The following is an 18,760-nucleotide window of genomic DNA, read 5'->3' on the forward strand; positions in this document are numbered from 1 at the left end:
TGCATGAAGAAAGGGCTGAAGCATACACTTCAGCCCTTTTTTTATACTTTCATATACACGGGAACATCATAGTAAAGCGTATAGTCATCCAGCAGTGAGTATAAGCTGTACATGCGGTTTACCTGCTTATACGCCCAGCCGATGTCTGTCGCATACTGATGGGCCGCGGCTGGAGACCATCTCATTTTATACAGCGTATCCTGCTCGTATGAAGGATTGTGAATATAAGACGCACCGATAAATTGGGCTCCGCCGATAATCGCGGCTTCCGGAGTAAACCAGCCTTGATTATACGCGTATTGTGCGCCGTAGTAATTCGGGTTGCTGTCATAAGCCCCGATGCCGTACATGTTGTAAACCTTTTTACCATTATACATAATGCCGTTCGCAAGCTCTGACGTGCCATTGCCCGTTTCAAGCAAAGCATGCGAAATCAAATACACTTCATTGATGCTGTATTTGCCGGCGGCTGTAATAAAGGCCTGGCCTTTCCCTGTCAGTATTCCTTTATTGACCAGCACTTTTTGATTCAGTTCCGATGCGTTCAGTCCGGCTGTCTGAGAGAGCTTCAGAAATTGAAAGTAATACTTGCTGTCTTGTGCGAAGTGAGCCGGATTGACATACTGCCCGACTTCGTCACTGCTGGCGTTTCTCCAGCCCATGCTGAGTTTGGCCCAGCCGTTTGTCTGGCCTGTGATGCTGACTTTATCGCCTTTTTTCAACTGCCCGATAATATTGCCGGAGCTGACTTCCGGGGTTGACCGGACGTTCAGGACGTCGGCTGTGACCGTTCCGGAGGCCGTATTGATGTACGTAAGCGATGCATAAGCCGCGGCATCAGTCTGCGGGCTGACTGTCATTTGTTTTTTGACCATATCTGCCAGCGAGATGTTGTAATTGGTATTCATGATTTGCGGTCCGTTTTTTATTTTCAAAATAGCCATCGTCCATCCGTACAGCTTTTTCAGCTTTTGGGAGGCGGCATCCGCTGACTGCGCTCCCGTGAATTGATCGCGAATGCGGAGTTCATAAACCGGATGGCTTTCACTCGTATAGCCGGCCTGTAATTGTTTGGCGCTGAAAAAGCTCATGCTTTTATTTAAAACGGTTTTACTGCTGAATGTTTCGGTTTTGATGACGTACTGTGCAGAGCCGGTTTTCCCCGTCTCCTTCACAGTGCCGGCCGCTTTGTTTTGCTTGAAAAAAGCAGTCACGCGGTCAATGTCTTCCTTTTTAAGCAGCGGTGCCGTTTCAATTCTGAATTGTGTATACGCTGCTTCACCTGTTTTCTGCGCGGAGGCGGATACTTTTTTCCCTTTGAAAAAGTCCAGCGAACGATTGATCTTTGCCGTATCAAGCAGTGATTCGGTTGTGACTTGGTACGTTGTGTCCGTCTGCTTGGATATCGTTTTTGAAATAGCAGTCAGTTTATATTCCGCCAGCAGATTCAATCCTTTTTTTATCCTCGACTGGTCTGCCGTCTGCTGAGAAAGCAGCTGATATTCGTTTTCTGCTGTTTTTCCCGCCGCGGTTCTTGCCGTCTTTACATGCTGCTGGCGGAAAAACGCCTCCGCTTGATCTGCCTTTGCAGCGGTAAGCTGCCCTGCCGTGATCCGATAAACGGACACTGATGCTGTCTTTTTGACAGGCGATGCGTCGCAATGCCATTTTTTCTTTTTAAAGAAAGCTTGAACACTTTGCAGCTGCTTAGCCGTCAGTCCGCTCATCGCGACCGTGTAATTGTTTTTCTTGCCGGCTTTTTGATAGCTTCCGCTCACACCCGTATTCTTCTTGATTTGGGTGATAGCATTTTGTACGGCGCTTACTCCGTTAAAATATCCTGACTGCACGTTGTACACGGTTGCTGTTTTGCTTTGGGCATACTTTTGAACATTCCCTTTGACGCCCGTTTTCTGCTGCAGCTGTTTCGCTAAACCTGCCGCATCATTTGCATTTGAAATGTCAGAGGCTGTCACGGTGATATTCGGACTGGCCTTTGCCGTGACTTTCAGCGACGCCTGCAATCCTGTTTCCTTTTGAAAATCAGTTTGGATTTGAGCGGCTTTTTGATCGCCGGAGATTGTTCCTGATTGGATCTGAAACCGGGCTGTTTCCCGTTTGATCTGACGGTATGACGCTTTCACGCCCGTCTGCTTCGTCAACGCTTGCGAGAGCGCTTTTGCGTCCGCTTCGGCCGCCATCTCAGCAGTCACGACCTGCATGTACGGCTGTTTTGTCCCCGCCGGCTTGACGGCGCCGGTCACGCCCGTTTTTTTCGTCAGTTCGGCAAGAAGATTTTTCGTCTGCCGCTCGTCTGATAGGACGCCTGATGTGACGGTCACGTACGGCTGTTTGCTTCCGCTTGCGCTGTAAGTGCCGGACACGCCCGTCTGCTTCGTAAAATCTTTCAGCACGGTTTTCGCATCCGTTTCATCGTGTAAGCCTGAAGCTGAGATTTGATAAGTGAGCGGCGTATTTCCGGCTTTCTTTGCGTCAGCCTGCCACCCCGTATCCTTTTTCAATTTCGCTGCCGCTTGAAGCGCCTCGTTCTCAGAAGCAAATTGCTGCTTCGTTTCCAGCTCGTAAACGGAGTAGTCGCTGTATGCGGCCTCAGCGGGCTGTGTAAGGGTGCAAAAGACAAGGAAAACGGCGGACAATAACATAGGTGCAACGAATCTCTTTTTCATTCCTTCTCCTCTTTCTGATTCAATTGGTTTCTATCAAACTAGTTTATTTATCGGCCGGCCTTCTTCATTTTTACAGAGAGAAATCACCCAATTTTCCAAATAAAAAAAACTTAATCCCAGAGCTGGGATTAAGTTTGGTTTTATATATGAGAAACGATGATCGTGCAATCTCCGTTTATCGTAAAGTCAGGCATCTGATCCGGCAGTATGAAATGCGCGCCTTTTTCAAGCTTGGCGGACTTGCCTTCACAGAGGATGGAGCCGCTTCCTTCTGTGACGCTGCACAGCATAAACGGAGCGTCCTGGGTCATTTCCGCCGTCCCGCTGATATCCCATTTGTATACAGAAAAATATTCTCCCTGCACAAAGGTTTTGATGGTGACGCCTTTTCTCGTTTCAGTTGATTCATCTAAAAATCCGTCCACATGAGGAACGGTGGCGGCGTTGACGGCATCGCGGATATGCAGCTCACGTGCCTGGCCGGTTTGATCTGTACGCCCGTAATCATATATCCGGTAGGCGGCCTCTGAATTCTGCTGTGTTTCAAGCACGAGCGCCCCCGCGCAAATGGCATGGATGGTTCCGCTCGGCACATAATAAAAATCGCCGGGTTTGATCTTCACACGGCGCAGCAGGCCTTCCCAGTCACCGCTGTTAATCATGGTGACAAGTTCCGCTTTCGAACGGGCCGTGTGACCGTATATGATTTCCGCATTTTCTTTACAGTCAATAATGTACCAGCACTCAGATTTCCCCGTTTCGCCCAGTCCATGCTCCTCAGCGTCATAATCGTCAGGATGGACTTTAACGGACAGATGTTGTTTGACGTCCAGTATTTTCGTCAGCAGCGGAAACCGGTCCCCTTCCGTTCCGCCGAATAATTCTCTATGCTGATCCCACAGTTCCATCAAGGTTTTCCCTTGATACGGACCGCTTTTGACCGTGCTCATTCCGTGCGGATGGGCTGATATCGCCCAGCATTCGCCGGTTGTTTCTGAAGGTATGTCATATCCGAATCGTTCGCGTAATAACGTGCCGCCCCATAGTTTTTCTTTACATACAGGCTGTAAAAAAATCGGCTCTTGCGTCATGTTCGTTCCCCTCCCCTTAAAAAGCGGCTCATATCCCATTCCCCCTGTGTCTTTTTTAAAACACGGAGGGAGCCGCGGTTAAAAACAATATGTATAAAATGGCTGACCTGCTCATTATACCATTCGGATGGGGCGGAATGCTCAGTCATTTCCTATTCCAGAATAAAATGCCTTGTTTGTCGCAAATTAAAATAACTGATGGAAAAAGGGGGGAACATTGTGACGATACATGCGGAGCTCGGCAAAAACCTTGAAGTGCTGAAAAAACGGTTCGGCCAAAGCGATGACATGATGTTTTATTCGTTTACGTACGGAAACGGCAAATGTGACGCCTGTCTTATCTATATAGACGGACTGACCGACAATCAATTGCTTGCGGAATATATTATTTCGCCCGTGCAGGCGTCCGCCCGGCATCAAGAGGAACCGGCTGAAATACCGCCGTCATCCATCTCTTTCGGCTATCGTCATACCCGGCTTTCTTCACTTAAGGACGCGGAGGCAGACATTTTCTCCGGCAAATCGGTTTTGCTGGCGGAGGGATGGGAGGAAGCTCTTTCGTTTGAGACGGAAACATTTAAAATGCGTGATATTGAAGAACCGTCTTCTGAAGTGCTTGAACGGGGGCCGAGGATAGGTTTTGTCGAAAAGCTTCGGACGAACACGGCGCTTTTGCGCGAGCAGTCCGGTGATCCCAACCTCGAGATCAAAGAGGTCACACTCGGCGAACGGACAAAAAAGCGGATCGCCGTTGCCTACATTCGGGATATCGCGCCTGATGATGTCGTAAAAGAAGTGATGAAAAGACTGGAGTCCATCACCATTGACGACATTCCGGAATCAGGAGCGATCGAGCAGCTTATTGAAGATAACACGTATTCCATTTTCCCGACCGTCTTGACGACCGAACGGCCCGACCGGGTTATGGGCGCTCTTTTGGAAGGAAGGGTTTCCATTCTTGTAGACGGAACGCCTTTTACCCTTTTGGTGCCGGCTACCGTTGATGAATTTATCCACTCCCCTGACGATTATAATCAGCGGTGGGTTCCGGTTACCTTTCTCAGGCTGCTTCGGTATACATGCATTTTAATCACGATTTATTTACCCGGCCTTTACATATCGCTCGTTACGTTTCACACGGGGCTTTTGCCGACGAGAATGGCGGTTACGATTGCCGGAAGCAGATTGAATGTTCCGTTCCCCCCTTTTGTTGAAGCGTTCATCATGATTTTTACGATCGAGATGATCAGAGAAGCCGGACTCAGGCTGCCGAAGCCGATCGGACAGACGATCGGCCTGATCGGAGGCGTGGTGATCGGGCAGGCCGCCGTTCAGGCGAACATCGTCAGCGCGATGATGGTCATTGTCGTATCCGTTACGGCATTGGCTTCTTTTACGGCGCCCTCCTATGCGTTCAATTTTCCGCTGAGGCTCATCCGTATTTTTTCGATGATTTTGTCGGCGATATTAGGTTTATACGGACTGATCATGTGCTATCTGCTTGTCATCGGCCATCTGATGCGTCTGAAAAGCTTCGGTCAGGACTATCTTATTCCGATCATGGCGCAGCCTGGCCAGGACTTAAAGGATACGATCGTCAGACTGCCGACGCCTCTTTTGAAAAAACGGCCGACCAGAAAAGAGACGAAAGATAAAATCAAGCAAAGGTGATCCCCATGAAAAAACCGGAAGACAAGCTGTCGTTTATGCAGACACTTCTCATGGTAAGCGGAACAATGATCGGAGCGGGCGTGTTAACACTGCCGCGCTCCGCCGCAACAGCGGACAGTCCGAGCGGATGGATCATTATTCTTGTGCAGAGTGTCGTGTTTATCGGCATCGTCCTGCTCTTTATGCCGTTTTTGCAGAAAAACAGCGGGGAAACCATTTATGAGCTGAATCAAAGCATCATGGGCCGCGCCATCGGTTCTCTTCTGAATTTATTCATCAGCTGTTATTTTGTCGTCACCGTCTGTTTTCAAGCCCGTTTTCTCGGTGAAGTCATCAATTACTTTTTACTGAAAAATACGCCGATGGGTGTCGTCATATTCATCTTTCTGGCGGTCGGCATTTACCATGTGACCGGCGGGGTCTATCCCATTTCAAAGCTTTATGCCTATCTGTTTCCGATTGCGATCGTCATTCTGATTACGCTGCTCATATTCAGTTTGAGACTTTTTAAGCTGGATTTCGTCCGCCCGGTCATGGAAGGAGGCTACAAAAGCTTTTTTGAGCTGTTTCCGCGGACCCTTCTGTATTTTTCGGGACTTGAGGTGATTCTTTATCTGGTGCCGTTTATGAAAAACCCGAAGCAGGCGAAAAAGGCGGCTGTCTTCGGCATCGCAGGCGCGACCATTTTTTACAGCTTTACGCTGCTTGTCGTCATCGGCTGTATGTCGGTCGCTGAAGCCAAAACGGTGACGTATCCGACCATTTCCCTGATTCATGCCTTGGAAATCCGGGGCATTTTCATAGAGCGGTTTGATATCTTTCTTTTAATTACGTGGACATGCCAGCAGTTCACCTGTATGCTCGGTTCTTTTAAAGGGGCGCATCTCGGATTAAACACCATTTTAAAACTGAAAAATAAAAACAATGCCTGGCTGCTGGGAGGCTTATTGGCAGTGACATTCGGCCTATCAATGTACCCCGATGATATCAACAGTGTGTTTGCATTCGCGAATATTCTCGGATATGCGTTTTTTGCCGTCATTATGATTCCTTTTCTCATCTGGTTTGTCAGCTGGATGAAGAAAATAGCCGGGAGGAAACAGACGTCATGACACTTTTCATAAAATGGGCGGCGGCGCTTTTCATACTGATGACGCTTTCAGGATGCTGGGACGCGAAGGAAGTCGAAAAGCTGTCTTTCGCCCGGGGGCTGGCGATAGACGAGACGAGTGACCGCCGATATAAATTAACCTATCAAAACCTGCTGCCCCAAAGCGAAAACAGCCAGGCTTCCGGCCGGCCCGTGTTTGTCAATGTGACGACGCGGGGGGATACCATTCTTGAAGCCGTCAGTGAAGTCTCTTTAAAAGATCCGCCTGTTTACAGCGATCATTTAAAAGTGCTGATATTCAGCGACAAATTGCTGGCCGACCAAAATATACTGCAGATGATGAATCATTTTATCCGCGATGATGAATTAAGGCGGAGCAGCTATCTCTTCGCGGCAAGAGGAAAAGCGTCCGATATTCTGACGGAGCCGACGCCGAATCAGCAGCAGCCCATGGCCGCGGAAAAGCTGATCGACCTTACGAACAACGGCGGCTACAACGGGAAGATTTTAAAACCGCTCCGAATCGGGAGAGCTTCGATTTACTGCCATAATAAACTCAGTTTTCTCATTCAGGCCGTCAGCAATCAAAAAGGAAAAACGGTGTATGACGGAGCGGCCATTATCAAAAACGCAAAACAAAACAGATTGGCGGGCTTTCTGTCATCATACGAAATACAGAGCCTGAATTGGCTGATGGGGACGATACGGGGCGGCGTGCTGCCCGCTTTGGATAAAGGGGGGCACCCGATTACCTTCGAGATCAAAAAATCAACATCCGCCATCACTCCCAGGCTGAAAAACGGGAAGCTGTCATTTCATGTAGCGGTAAAAACAAAAGGACTTTTGTCAGAGGATCAATATGCCGGAGAAGATTCATTCGATCAGCACTATTTAAACGGGCTGGAAAAGATTTTCGAAAAAAAACTGAAAAGCGATGTGAAAGAAGTCATCGATAAGCTGCAGAATCAATATGAAACGGACCCTGTATTCTTTTCTGACAGAGTCCGCATTCAATATCCCGACTATTGGAAGAAAGTAAAGCATCATTGGGATGAGACCTTCTCCGAAGCGGCTTTTGACTATGATGTTTCCATTCAGATTACCAACTTCGGAACGATGGGACGGTAGCCTTCAGCCTGTTTTTTCGACACGGAGGAGAATCTGATAAATCCGGCTTTGTTCGGGCAGCTGTGTCACCGGAAATTGCATCGATTGCGCCATTCGTGTGATTTCCTGTAAAAACAGCTGCACCCGCTCATCCACGTGAACATACGTATAGGACTGCTTTTTCACAGCAAATGTCTCTTCCGGAAAGAGCGTGCGCACCGTCTGCGGCGTAAAAAACCGCAAGTGGGTGCGGTCGAGAATGCCGGCGTCTCTGTATGTCCAGTCACCGAGCAGAAGCGGAAACAGCGCTTCGGCGTGGGAAATATTCGGAATGCTGCAAACGATTGATCCGGCAGGCGACAAATAGGATGAGTACGTTTCAATGACGCGCCACGGGTCTTTTAAGTGCTCAAGGATGTCCGCGAAAATGATGCAATCAAAAAAGCCTTCCGGATAAGGCAGCTTCACTTCTTCGACATCTTCCTGCAGCACCGCTTCATAGTGTCCTTTTGCCGCTTGCGCCGCCAGCGGGTGCAGTTCTATTCCGTACAGTTCGCAAGGCTGTCTGTTTTGAAGTTCCAGCCCCGTAGCTCCCGCACCGCAGCCGACATCAAGTATCCGTTTCGCCTCCCGGGGAACGAGCTCCGCAATTTCCGGTCTCGGATGAGTAAAGTACGTGAAATCAGTGCCCCATTTTTCCGTAAAACGCTGGCGGTTCTCCGAATATAACTGATTGATATTGATATCCTGATTAGCCGTAAACGTCGCGTGCCCGTGGTGATGCACAAAGGCATCGAGGGCGATGTGCAGGCTGTAGCCTTTTTGCAGGGCGCGCAGACATAAGTCATCATCTTCAAAAGAACCGTATCCGAATTGCTCATCGAACGGGCCGATGTCTTCAATGACTCTTCTTTTCACTAGAAGACAGAAGCCGACAAGGCGCAGCACCCGCTTTGTATGATGCTTTTCCCGTGCGCAATATGCCTCCGCGAATGACTCCAGCTCATCAAGCGATTGATATGCGTCGTGGATCATTTGCGCGCCGCTGACATAGTTGCTGACAGGCCCGACCATACCGGTTTTTTCAGATTGATACAGCACCCTCAGCATGGAGGTGAGCCAATTTTTCGTGACCATCGTATCGTTGTTCAGAAACAGCAGATTTTCTCCCCCTGCCGCTTCGATTCCCTGGTTGCACCCCTTGGCGAACCCGAGGTTTTTTTCATTTAGGATGACTTTGACGTCAGGCAGATTTGATATGTATTCTCTCGTTCCGTCTGAGGAACCGTTGTCAACTATAATCAGTTCAATCTTATCTTTGTCGGTGTATCGTTCAATGCTGGCCAGACATTTTTTCGTCAGCTCAAGTTCATTATATGTAAGGATAATAATACTCGTTTTCACCGGCATCCCCGCCTTTATCGTGACTTTATACAACGTATGACATATCCCCGTCATTTATGTGACCGGGCGCCCGCACGGCATCCGTTTTGAGGGGCCGGTGAATAACCGCCCCCTAAAACTGAATATTACGGATGAACTGTCCGCCGATTTGATTCTGATCCCGAGCCTCCGTTACGGCTTTTCAGATCCTGCTCAATTTCTTCAAGGCTTTTCCCCTTCGTCTCGGTCACTTTAAACCGGACGAACAGGAATGCCAGTATCCCGATCGCGGCATAAATGAGAAATAAATAGCTGATGCCGACTGCTTCCATTAACATCGGATAGGTTAATGAGACAATCAATGTTCCGGCATGCAGCATCAAAGTGGAGACACCCGTCCCGATACCCCGGACATGCAGCGGGAATAATTCAGGAAGCATGACCCACACGGCAGGCCCCCAGCTGACCGCAAATACAACAATAAACAGGCCTAAACAAATCACCGTTGTCCATGATGCGGCTGCTGAATGTTCAAAGAAAAGATTGACCGCGGCCAATACGAGCAGACTGATGACCATGCCCGCATTACCGGCCAGCAGCAGCGGCTTCCGGCCGATCTTATCAATGACTTTAATAGCCGCAAGCGTCATGATGACATTGACGGCGCCGATTCCGACCGTTCCCAATATAGACGCGGAATTGCCGAACCCGACACTGGTAAATGTTTTCGGGGCGTAATAAATAATTGTATTTGTCCCGATGAATTGCTGCAAAAAGGCAAGTCCGAGGCCGGCAATCAGCGCGGGTCTCACCCACGGCTCAAACAATTCTTTCAAGCCGCCTTCGTTTTCCTTTTCCGCTTCTTTCATCTGATCAATCTCATCATCAATATTCTTCGTTCCCCGCAATGATGAAAGGATTTCTCTTGCTTTCTCTTCTTTGCCGATCGTAAACAGCCAGCGCGGGCTTTCCGGCATAAATAGGATTCCGATCAGCAGAATGACTGACGGCACAACCGCAAGTCCAAGCATCCAGCGCCAAGCGCCTGCATCGGCAAATATATAGTTCACGATATAAGAAACGAGGATTCCGACCGTAATCATCAGCTGATTCAGCGAAGAAAGCGCCCCTCGTTTATGCTTCGGAGCCAGCTCCGATAAATAGAGCGGAACGATCGTTGTAGATGTTCCGACAGCCAGTCCGAGAATGATCCGGAAAAGAACCATCACCTCTGTATTCGGGGCAAAAGCGACTCCTAAACCGCCTATACAAAACAGCAGCGCCGCTCCCATGATGGCCTTCCGCCTGCCGAACCGGTCGGTCAGTTTGCCGGCGAACCCCGACCCGAGAATCGCCCCCGCCAATAACGAACTGACGACGAGGCCTTCTGTAAAGGCGTTCAGTCCCAGTTCTTTTTTCATAAATAAAATAGCTCCGGAAATGACTCCGGTATCATATCCGTATAACGCGCCGCCGAGTGCGCCGAAAAAATAGAGCCATTTATTCGAGTGTATGCTTTTCATGTTATATAGACTCCCTTCATCCAACGCTGTATCCGCGCGGAATTGTTCTACTGCTTCTTTTGCCTGTTTCCGTCCGTTTCAAACCTTCCGCACCGTTAATATCCATTATTTTACTAATTATTTTTTACAAAGCGACGAAACATTTCCCGCTTCCTGCCGTCCAATATAATGTGAACCTGATGCAAAAATAACAGTAGATGTTGTCGAAATAGAGAGAAAGATTTGGAATTTTCTCATTTGCAGAGTTGCTCCAAGTCAACAATTATGGTACGCTTCACAAAGAATAGAAACGAGAGGTAATGATATGGAAGAACGATCTCAACGCAGAAAAAAGAAAAGACGCCTCAGAAAATGGGTGAAATTTGTACTGGTATTCGCCGCTTTCTTATTGGTGATCGCCGGTTCCGTCGGCACCTACGCATTTGTGAAATTGAATAATGCGACCAAAGAAGCGCACGTCAGCCTTGACCGCGGCGACCAGTCCGTAAAACGGATCAAAGAATTTGACCCGAAGAAGGATTCTTTCACCGTATTGCTTTTAGGAATAGACGCCCGTGACAATAAGGGCGAATCAGTAGATGACGCAAGAAGTGACGCCAACGTGCTCGTCACCTTCAACCGGAAAAAGAAAACAGCGACGATGCTCAGCATTCCGCGGGATTCCTATGTCAACATCCCGGGACACGGCTATGACAAATTCGCGCACGCACATGCTTACGGCGGTTATAATTTAACTTATAAAACAGTAGAAAACATGCTTGATATTCCGGTAGATTATGTGGTTGAGAGCAACTTCGACGCGTTCCGCGATGTCGTCAATGAGTTGAACGGCGTTACGGTAAATGTGAAAAGCCAGAAAATTGCCGATCGTATTAAAGTCGATACAAAAGGAAAAGTCGTGCTGAAGCCGGGCGTCCAGACGCTTGACGGTGAGCAGGCACTGGCTTATGTAAGAACACGCAAAGCGGACACCGATCTGATGCGCGGACAAAGACAGATGGAAGTGCTGAGCGCCATTATTAAAAAATCTAAATCGTTAAGCTCGATCCCATCTTATGACGATATCGTCGACAGCTTAGGGAAAAACTTAAAAATGAACTTATCTCTTAATGACGCCATCGGTCTGTTTCCGTTTATCACATCGCTGAAATCGGTGGATTCTTTGCAGCTGACAGGTTCAGACAGCTATATTTACACTCCTCAGTACGGCAAAAATATTTATTACTTCAAGCTGAATGAGGAAAACCTTCAAGAAGTAAAAACAAAATTAAAAAATGATTTAGACGCGTAAGACGTCACGGCGGGGTTTTAGAAACCCCGCCGTTTTTCTGTTGAAAAAAAGGACATGAAGGTATAGCCTTTTAACTGAAGGCTTTCTGCTGATTTCGCACAAAGCTGAACATACTACATGAAGCAGCTTTATTTATAAGGAGGGCATCCATACATATGAAATTGATAGCCATTGACTTAGACGGCACATTACTGAACTCGGACAGTGTGATTTCTCCGGAAAACAGAGCGGCTTTACAAAGAGCGGATGAAGCGGGCATTCTCGTGGCCATCTGCACGGGCAGAGCCACGTTTGATGTAAAAGCGCTCTTGAAGGATTTGGATATTCCGATCATTGCGGCAAACGGCGGGACAGTCCATGACAAAGGATACCGCTCCGTCAGCCGGCTCTTAATGGATCAGCAGGCCGGGAAGGATATCGCCGCTTATTTAACGGACAAAGACATTTACTTTGAGGTCTATACAGATGATCATCTGCTGTCCCCATTTGACGGCGAGTCCAAACTGCAGGCAGAACTGGATATTCTGAAAAGCGCCAATCCCAAGGAAGATATTCAGACATTATGGGAGGGCGCAAAGACGCAGTTCAAACAATTCGGCATTAAACCCGTACAGGATATACAGGCGATTTTTAACGGAGACGAACATGTTTACAAGCTTCTTTGTTTCTCTTTTGATATGGAAAAACTGAGAAACGCCAAAGAAGAAATAACACATCATCCGAAATTATCCCAGACATCTTCCGGAAAACACATTATCGAAATCCTCCCTGCCGGTTCTGGAAAGGGACGTGCTCTGACGGAGCTTGCCTCACTGTACGGAATTGAAAAACAGGATATTTACGCCATCGGCGACAGCCCGAATGATTTCTCCATGTTTGAAGCGGCGGGAAACCGCATCGCCATGGGCAATGCGATTGATGAACTGAAGGAAAAAAGCACGTATATTACAAAAAGCAACGATGAAAACGGCGTCGCATATTTCATCAACCGGCTTCTCGACAACGATCAATAAAAGGAAAAAGCCAGGTCTTTCACGGCCTGGCTTTTCACGTTTTCCAAAAAAGAAATTCCCAAAAATGAAAATAAATTGTAAGATAAAGAAAAAAGGAGTTTCATGATGTCGAATGCAATCGCTATTATAGGATGTTTAGCTTTTCTCTGCGCAGTCGGATACGGAATTTACCATCTTATATGCAAAGCGGCAAAAAAAGAAAAACGTTTTTCAAAAAAGCTGTTTTGGCCCCTTCTCATCGGCGGATTTATCCTGCTTCTGACCGGCGCCTCCATCGCAGAGCCGGACGCCTCGGCCGTGAAGGCAGAGGAGAAATACAGCACCCTTGATACCGCTTATCAAAAATTGACGAAGGAACACCAGGCGCTTGAGAAAAAATATGAAAGCATCAGTGCCGCGGCCGAAAAGGAGAAATCCGAAGCCGAAGCCGGCAATGAAGAAAAACTCAGCAAACTCAGCCAAGAGATAAGCGAGCTGAAAAAAACAAACAAATCACTCAAACAAGACAATGAGAAATTAAAAAATTCACAAAAGAAGCTCGAAAAGTCCGCTGAAACGCTTCAGTCAGAAAATAAAACTTTAAAGCGGCAGAAAGCAGAAACAAAAACATCCGAAAACGCGGAAACGGCGCAAAACAACGCCCCTTCCTCCGGCGGACATGCCGAAACGAAAGCAGCCGGCACCTCACAGGGATGCGACATTAAAGGCAGCCGGAACGGCATTTATCACACGCCGGGAAGTACATACTACGACCGGACGACAGATCCCGCGGAAATGTTCTGTTCCGTAGAGGATGCGGTAGCGGCCGGATACAGAGCGCCGAAACGGTAAAAGAAAAAGACGTCAGAGACACTCTCTGACGTCTTTTTTTACGGAAGCCGGATGCCGCCCGCATATTTGTCCTTCCAATAAGCGCTTGTGTTCATATTTGTTATGGTAACGCCTGCGGACACGGTGACATGAATCACTTGTCCGCTCCCGATATAAATGGCCGGATTCAGGCTTTCCGCTTTAAAGAAGACCAGATCGCCGGGCTTCAGATCTTGTTTATCGACCGGAACGCCCGCCTGCATCTGCTTGTCCGCATAACGCGGCAGGCTGATTCCTTTCGCTTTTTGATAGATGTATTGAACAAATCCCGCCGTATCAAAGCCGGTTTCCGGTGAAACGCCGCCTTTCAGATAAGAAATTCCGATATGATCGGCCGCTGTGGACACAACGGGATTTTCTTTAGAAATGGCTAAATTGCTGAATCGGCGCACGCCTGTAAAATGTTTTTTCCAGTAATCTTCCGACAAGTAAGAAATGGTGACTTTTTCGGAGCGGCTTGCTTGGATGAACCTTCCCTCTCCCGCATAAATGCCCGCATGGGAAATTCCTTTTTTATACGTGTCGCTGAAATAAATCACGTCCCCGGGCTTTATGCCGCTCAGTTTGATTTTCTCACCGACCAGCCACTGCTGTTCCGCTGATCTAGGCAGGTAAATGTGAAGCTTGTTTTCAAAAACATATTGGACCAGCCCCGAACAGTCGAATCCCTCCTCGGGCGTGCTTCCGCCGAATACATACGGAATGTCAAGGTAACGGGCTGCCTCCTGAACGATCGGGTCATCAGCCAGTTCCGGATCTTTTGTAATCCGCTTTGCGCCAAGATATAAATTCATCCAATAACTGCTTTTTTGAAACCGTGTGACGGTTACGCCTTCTGACGGAGAACTGTGTATCATCTCTCCGTTTCCGATATAAAGACCGTCATGGACGGGTGCGTTTTGTGTTGAATCTGACTTTTTGAAAAACACAAGATCTCCCGGTAAAAGGTCATTTTCTTTGACGGCGGCTCCGACTTTCCATTGATCACTGACCGTTCTCGGCAGATGGATGTTCTGCCTGCTGAAAAGATAATGCATCAATCCGGACGGATCAAAACCGTCCTCAGGCTCTTCGCCTCCGTAAACATATTTATTTCCGACAAGTTTTTGCGCGTCTGAAACCATCAGGACAGAAACTTGAGAATCCGCTTCAGCAATTTCCGTTCTCGTTACTGCGGGTGCCACAAGACAAATCATAAGGCCGGCAAGGATGTACTTCCTCCAGCTTGTGAGCATGTTTTCTATTCACTCTCCTCATTTTTAGTAGTTTTTACATCGGTAACTTTTAACAAATGTTTAGGAGAGCACACAAAAAAAGAATGCCCGATATGGGCATTCTTTACTGGATTCGGAACAAACAATATGCCGGCAAGCGGAATCATGCGCTTATTTTGCGCCCGCTGTGTCCTCTTGCTGAATCTTTTGCATTTCCGTGTCGATTTTTTGTTTTTCCTGATCTGTGAGCTGATCATTGTATTTAAACGCTGACATAAACATAAATACCATAATGATCGCGGCAAACGGCCATCCCGCTTTAATGATTTTCATTTGTTTTTCACTCCGCTTTCTTTTTTAAGATATCGCTGTGATCCACATCAAACGTTAATTTTCCATCCTTGACGCTCCAATCGAAATTCGATTCTTTCGTCAGTTCACGTACGATCGTTTTATGATTGATGCTGCCTTTTTTAACCGGTGCAGGTGTTGCTTCATGAATATTCATCGGCGTGACTTCAAAGCGTCCCGTGCCGTTTTTCTGCAGATGATATTGAACAAGCGCCGTGTCTCTCGTTCTTGTCCACCCCTGGTCGAATACGAAGTTGCCCAGGCTGTAGAAAATAACGGTGCCGTGGTACATTTCGATCGGTTCTAGCACGTGCGGATGGTGTCCGACGATAATATCCGCTCCGGCATCTGACATTGCTCTTGCCAATTGGCGCTGTCTGTCATTCGGATCATTATCGTATTCCTGTCCCCAGTGTGTTTGAACAATGACAAGATCGGCTTTCTTTTTGGCTTTAGAAATCATCGGAATAAACAGCTCTGGATCGGCCGGAAGCACACCCGGCGCATTTCGTTTAGCTGCAAAGCCTTTTCCGGAAACATCAGTGAAACCCAGTGTTGCGATTTTGATTCCGTTTACATCTTGATAAGAAATGTTCTGCTCGGCTTCCTTCAGCGTGAGGCCCGCGCCGACAAGTTCAAGATTTTGCTTTGAAAACTCTTCAACCGTATCCCGCATTCCTTGAGGGCCGTAATCCATCGCATGGTTGTTGGCTGCCGTGAGAACGGTGAAATTCATGTCCTTCAATACTTTTACGGCATCTTTGTTTGACTGAAGGTGGATATTTTTTTCTGCTTCTTTGTAGTTCTTTTTATATGTAACCGGGTTTTCAAAGTTCCCCGACACATAGTCGGATGCTTCGAAGAATGGCTTTGCGTAACGGAAGACACTCTCCGTGCCTTTATGCTTTGTCACTTTCTCGACATTCCGGCCCATCATAATATCTCCGACGAATGAGGCTGATACAAGGTCATCGGCATTTCTTTTCACACTCGGCGTTTCCGCCTTCCCTGTCAGGATGCAGACGAACATCAGGCAAAAGACGATCGGCAGCGCGATAAAAACGTGAAGATTGGTCTTCTTTTTCTGCTGTTTGGTCAGCTTCAGCAGTTTTTCTTGAAAGCTTAATTGTTTTTTCATCGTTTGACACACCTTACATTAGATTAAGTAGTAAGCAAACATAATGGCAAAAGTTGCGCCGCTTAAGAACAGCGTGCTGGCAAATGTAATCGTTAATCCCTGTTTCTGAATGGTATTGGCGATCAGACCCGGTACGATGATACCGATTCCGCGGAATTCTGATATCTCAAACGGTACGATCGGGTAAAGGAAATCAAGGGCGATTTTTAAGCAGATTCCCGTTATCAGCATAGCTGCGAATTTTCTGCGTCCGTACAAAATCATAAATCTGGATAAACCGTATTTGACGATCACGTATGTAAGAAGACTCACTAACAATACGAGTAAAATAAAGACCGGCTGGTTAAAAACGAGCCCTAAATAACCCGGCACGACTAAACCGGCTGGTACGATACCTGTTTTTTCCGCGAAAATTAAACTGATTAACACGCCTAAAATAAGTGAGATGTATAAATCTGATCCGAACATTTATCCTTTTCCTCCTAGCTAACGAGCTGTTTCACCTTATACTCTTGAATTTTTTCAATTAATGGTTCCGCTGAACCGTGGATATTGCCGACGCCATATATGACACGGTTTTGCATTCTTGTTTTCAGCACGTCCATGATTTCGTCTGTTGATTTATATTCCAGATCGTGCAGTGTATCGGCAGGAATCTTGCCTTCTTCATAAGCTCTGACGATCGGTTCTGTCGTCTCGCCGATGAGTATGAGTTCCTTCGTTTTAATGTACGGAAGCACGTCGTTTGCGAACTGAATCGTTCTGTCCACACGGTCGGCGCGGCAGTTCATGATAACGATCGGTTCATCTGTCGGGTAGCCGATTTCCTTTACACGTTTCCATATATTTAAAGTAGAAGATGCATCATTTGCGGCAAAGCCGTTTACGAAATGACCGGGCTCCTTCGTGCTGAGCAGCGGCAGGATTCTCATGGCGCCAGGATCAGGCGGCGCATTCAGCATTCCTTTAAACGCCGTTTCTTCATCTATCCCAAGAGCCTGGGCAACGCCGAGCGCAAGGGAAGCGTTATCAGGAAAGACCATATATTCAAATTTTCGAAGGTATTCATCTGTAATTTTAGAGTTATCCGCAATAATGACCTCGGTATTCCGCTCTGCGGCTTTTTCTTTAAAGAAGTCTGTGTATTCACTGTCTGTAATGACAAGGTGACCGTTATACGGTATCGTCGCGGTAAATGCTTCAGCGATTTCATCAAGCGTCGGCCCCATGACGTCCATATGGTCTTCAAGCACATTCACGATGACGCCGATGTTGGCTTGAAGGAGTTCTTCCTGAAAGATAATCTGATAATCCGGGTTTACCGCCATACATTCACTGACAATGGCATTGGCGCCCCGTTCTACGGTTTCCTTCATTACTTCTTTTTGCTCGCCGATATTCGGGCCCTGCGGTTTCCGTTTGATCGGTTTCTCCTCAGGTGTATCCCAATAGATCATCCTTGCATCTGTTCCCGTCGTTTTTCCGACTGTTTTGTAGCCCGCCTCCATCAGTATTCCGGTCGTCAGCCTCGTTACGGTTGACTTTCCGCGGATACCATTAATATTGACGCGTACTGGCAGAGCATCGATATTCTTCTGATGCCGCCTTTTTTCAATGATTCCGATGATTAGTACGGCAGCACAGGCTATAATGAGTAACCACATTGATTTTTGACATCTCCTTCTGTATTGATAAATTCATTCATCAGTATATAGCTTCACTATGAATTCTCAATCGGCATTATGTAACATAATCTTCCCGCTTTCACTGAGCCAAACTTCTCTATTAGTGACGCTATTCTTCCTATTATCGAATTGCTTTTTTTGGGAATAGGCAGGACTTCAACCTTACTTCAATTTTTCAAAAGAAAAATGAATGCGTTTACATTTTCACACAGAAATTCATTTGGACCAATGGAACTATTCGCGTTCCGGAAGAAAAAGATGTAATGATAATCCATCTTTTCCAGCCCGTTTGTATCAGCGTTTTTCGCACTGCGCATACGTTTCGGGACTCTCTGTCCGCTGTGTGCAGACTGCCTGTTTTGTTAAGGATAAGGTCTTAAAGTCATTCATTTTTCCCCCGTATCCTGCTTTCAGTCCCATTCCAAAATAACTAGCGGAATGACTGGTACATGACAGAATAAGACGGGTCCGGAGTGTTTACAAGAAATACACATTTTATATGCGGAAAGCCTTTCTCCTTTTAAACCATTTACAGGACGTTTATCACTCTTTTGAAATAATTTTAATAAATCTTTATATTCGTTCAAGAAATATTCATCCATAATTGTGAAGTTCTTGGTAAAAC

General features: G+C 47.1%; 15 protein-coding genes. 6 read left to right on the top strand and 9 right to left on the bottom strand.

The annotated features are described in order from the left end of the window. Window positions 1-41 precede the first annotated feature (41 nt). Window positions 42-2,687, bottom strand: coding sequence for an N-acetylglucosaminidase (locus tag NYE28_RS18635; protein WP_342490207.1), 2,646 nt, complete (start codon window positions 2,685-2,687; stop codon window positions 42-44). A 140-nt stretch (window positions 2,688-2,827) separates the two neighbouring features. Then, entirely contained in the window at window positions 2,828-3,778 is a 951-nt protein-coding gene (gene manA, locus NYE28_RS18640) for a mannose-6-phosphate isomerase, class I (RefSeq protein ID WP_098082002.1), read from the bottom strand. A gap of 219 nt (window positions 3,779-3,997) precedes the next feature. On the opposite strand from manA, the gene NYE28_RS18645 reads away from it, so the two are divergent. From NYE28_RS18645 to NYE28_RS18655, 3 genes are read left to right on the top strand one after another with little or no spacing between them, the layout of a single operon-like run. Then, window positions 3,998-5,449: a spore germination protein gene (locus NYE28_RS18645; RefSeq protein ID WP_342490208.1), complete on the top strand. Its 1,452-nt coding sequence runs from the start codon at window positions 3,998-4,000 to the stop codon at window positions 5,447-5,449. Window positions 5,450-5,454: 5 nt separating this feature from the next. After that, entirely contained in the window at window positions 5,455-6,561 is a 1,107-nt protein-coding gene (locus NYE28_RS18650; RefSeq protein WP_342490209.1) for a GerAB/ArcD/ProY family transporter, read from the top strand. Next, a complete protein-coding gene (locus NYE28_RS18655; protein WP_020956435.1) occupies window positions 6,558-7,688 on the top strand; it encodes a Ger(x)C family spore germination protein in 1,131 nt (376 codons plus the stop codon). Before NYE28_RS18650 ends, NYE28_RS18655 begins: the two co-directional genes overlap by 4 nt. A gap of 3 nt (window positions 7,689-7,691) precedes the next feature. Here NYE28_RS18655 and NYE28_RS18660 read toward each other — a convergent pair whose 3' ends face one another. After that, window positions 7,692-9,104: a bifunctional glycosyltransferase family 2 protein/class I SAM-dependent methyltransferase gene (locus NYE28_RS18660; RefSeq protein WP_342490210.1), complete on the bottom strand. Its 1,413-nt coding sequence runs from the start codon at window positions 9,102-9,104 to the stop codon at window positions 7,692-7,694. 92 nt (window positions 9,105-9,196) lie between these two features. Then, complete coding sequence (locus tag NYE28_RS18665; protein ID WP_025285372.1) at window positions 9,197-10,573, bottom strand: sugar porter family MFS transporter; 1,377 nt, start codon at window positions 10,571-10,573, stop codon at window positions 9,197-9,199. 304 nt (window positions 10,574-10,877) lie between these two features. Between NYE28_RS18665 and NYE28_RS18670 the strand changes: the two genes are divergently transcribed. The 3 genes from NYE28_RS18670 to NYE28_RS18680 all read left to right on the top strand — a co-directional run bounded on the left by NYE28_RS18670 (window position 10,878) and on the right by NYE28_RS18680 (window position 13,708). Continuing rightward, window positions 10,878-11,864 (top strand): LCP family protein, encoded by a 987-nt coding sequence (locus NYE28_RS18670; protein ID WP_012118595.1) that lies wholly within the window; start codon window positions 10,878-10,880, stop codon window positions 11,862-11,864. Window positions 11,865-12,019: 155 nt separating this feature from the next. Further along, window positions 12,020-12,877: a Cof-type HAD-IIB family hydrolase gene (locus tag NYE28_RS18675; protein WP_025285373.1), complete on the top strand. Its 858-nt coding sequence runs from the start codon at window positions 12,020-12,022 to the stop codon at window positions 12,875-12,877. Window positions 12,878-12,982: 105 nt separating this feature from the next. Next, window positions 12,983-13,708: a hypothetical protein gene (locus tag NYE28_RS18680; protein WP_327975741.1), complete on the top strand. Its 726-nt coding sequence runs from the start codon at window positions 12,983-12,985 to the stop codon at window positions 13,706-13,708. A gap of 38 nt (window positions 13,709-13,746) precedes the next feature. On the opposite strand, the gene NYE28_RS18685 is transcribed toward NYE28_RS18680, so the two are convergent. The 5 genes from NYE28_RS18685 to pgsB all read right to left on the bottom strand — a co-directional run bounded on the left by NYE28_RS18685 (window position 13,747) and on the right by pgsB (window position 18,114). Continuing rightward, entirely contained in the window at window positions 13,747-14,982 is a 1,236-nt protein-coding gene (locus NYE28_RS18685; RefSeq protein ID WP_025285375.1) for a C40 family peptidase, read from the bottom strand. A 150-nt stretch (window positions 14,983-15,132) separates the two neighbouring features. After that, window positions 15,133-15,294: a hypothetical protein gene (locus tag NYE28_RS18690; protein WP_003151344.1), complete on the bottom strand. Its 162-nt coding sequence runs from the start codon at window positions 15,292-15,294 to the stop codon at window positions 15,133-15,135. Between the two features lie 7 nt (window positions 15,295-15,301). Then, window positions 15,302-16,450: a CapA family protein gene (locus NYE28_RS18695; protein WP_007614174.1), complete on the bottom strand. Its 1,149-nt coding sequence runs from the start codon at window positions 16,448-16,450 to the stop codon at window positions 15,302-15,304. Window positions 16,451-16,468: 18 nt separating this feature from the next. Then, window positions 16,469-16,918, bottom strand: a complete 450-nt coding sequence (gene pgsC, locus NYE28_RS18700) for a poly-gamma-glutamate biosynthesis protein PgsC (RefSeq protein ID WP_003151340.1) — start codon at window positions 16,916-16,918, stop codon at window positions 16,469-16,471. A gap of 14 nt (window positions 16,919-16,932) precedes the next feature. After that, the gene (gene pgsB / locus NYE28_RS18705; RefSeq protein ID WP_003151337.1) at window positions 16,933-18,114 is read right to left on the bottom strand and encodes a poly-gamma-glutamate synthase PgsB; all 1,182 of its coding nucleotides are present in this window, start codon (window positions 18,112-18,114) and stop codon (window positions 16,933-16,935) included. Window positions 18,115-18,760: the final 646 nt, after the last annotated feature.

The organism is Bacillus sp. FSL R5-0443, assembly GCF_038608285.1.
Taxonomy (GTDB): domain Bacteria; phylum Bacillota; class Bacilli; order Bacillales; family Bacillaceae; genus Bacillus; species Bacillus velezensis.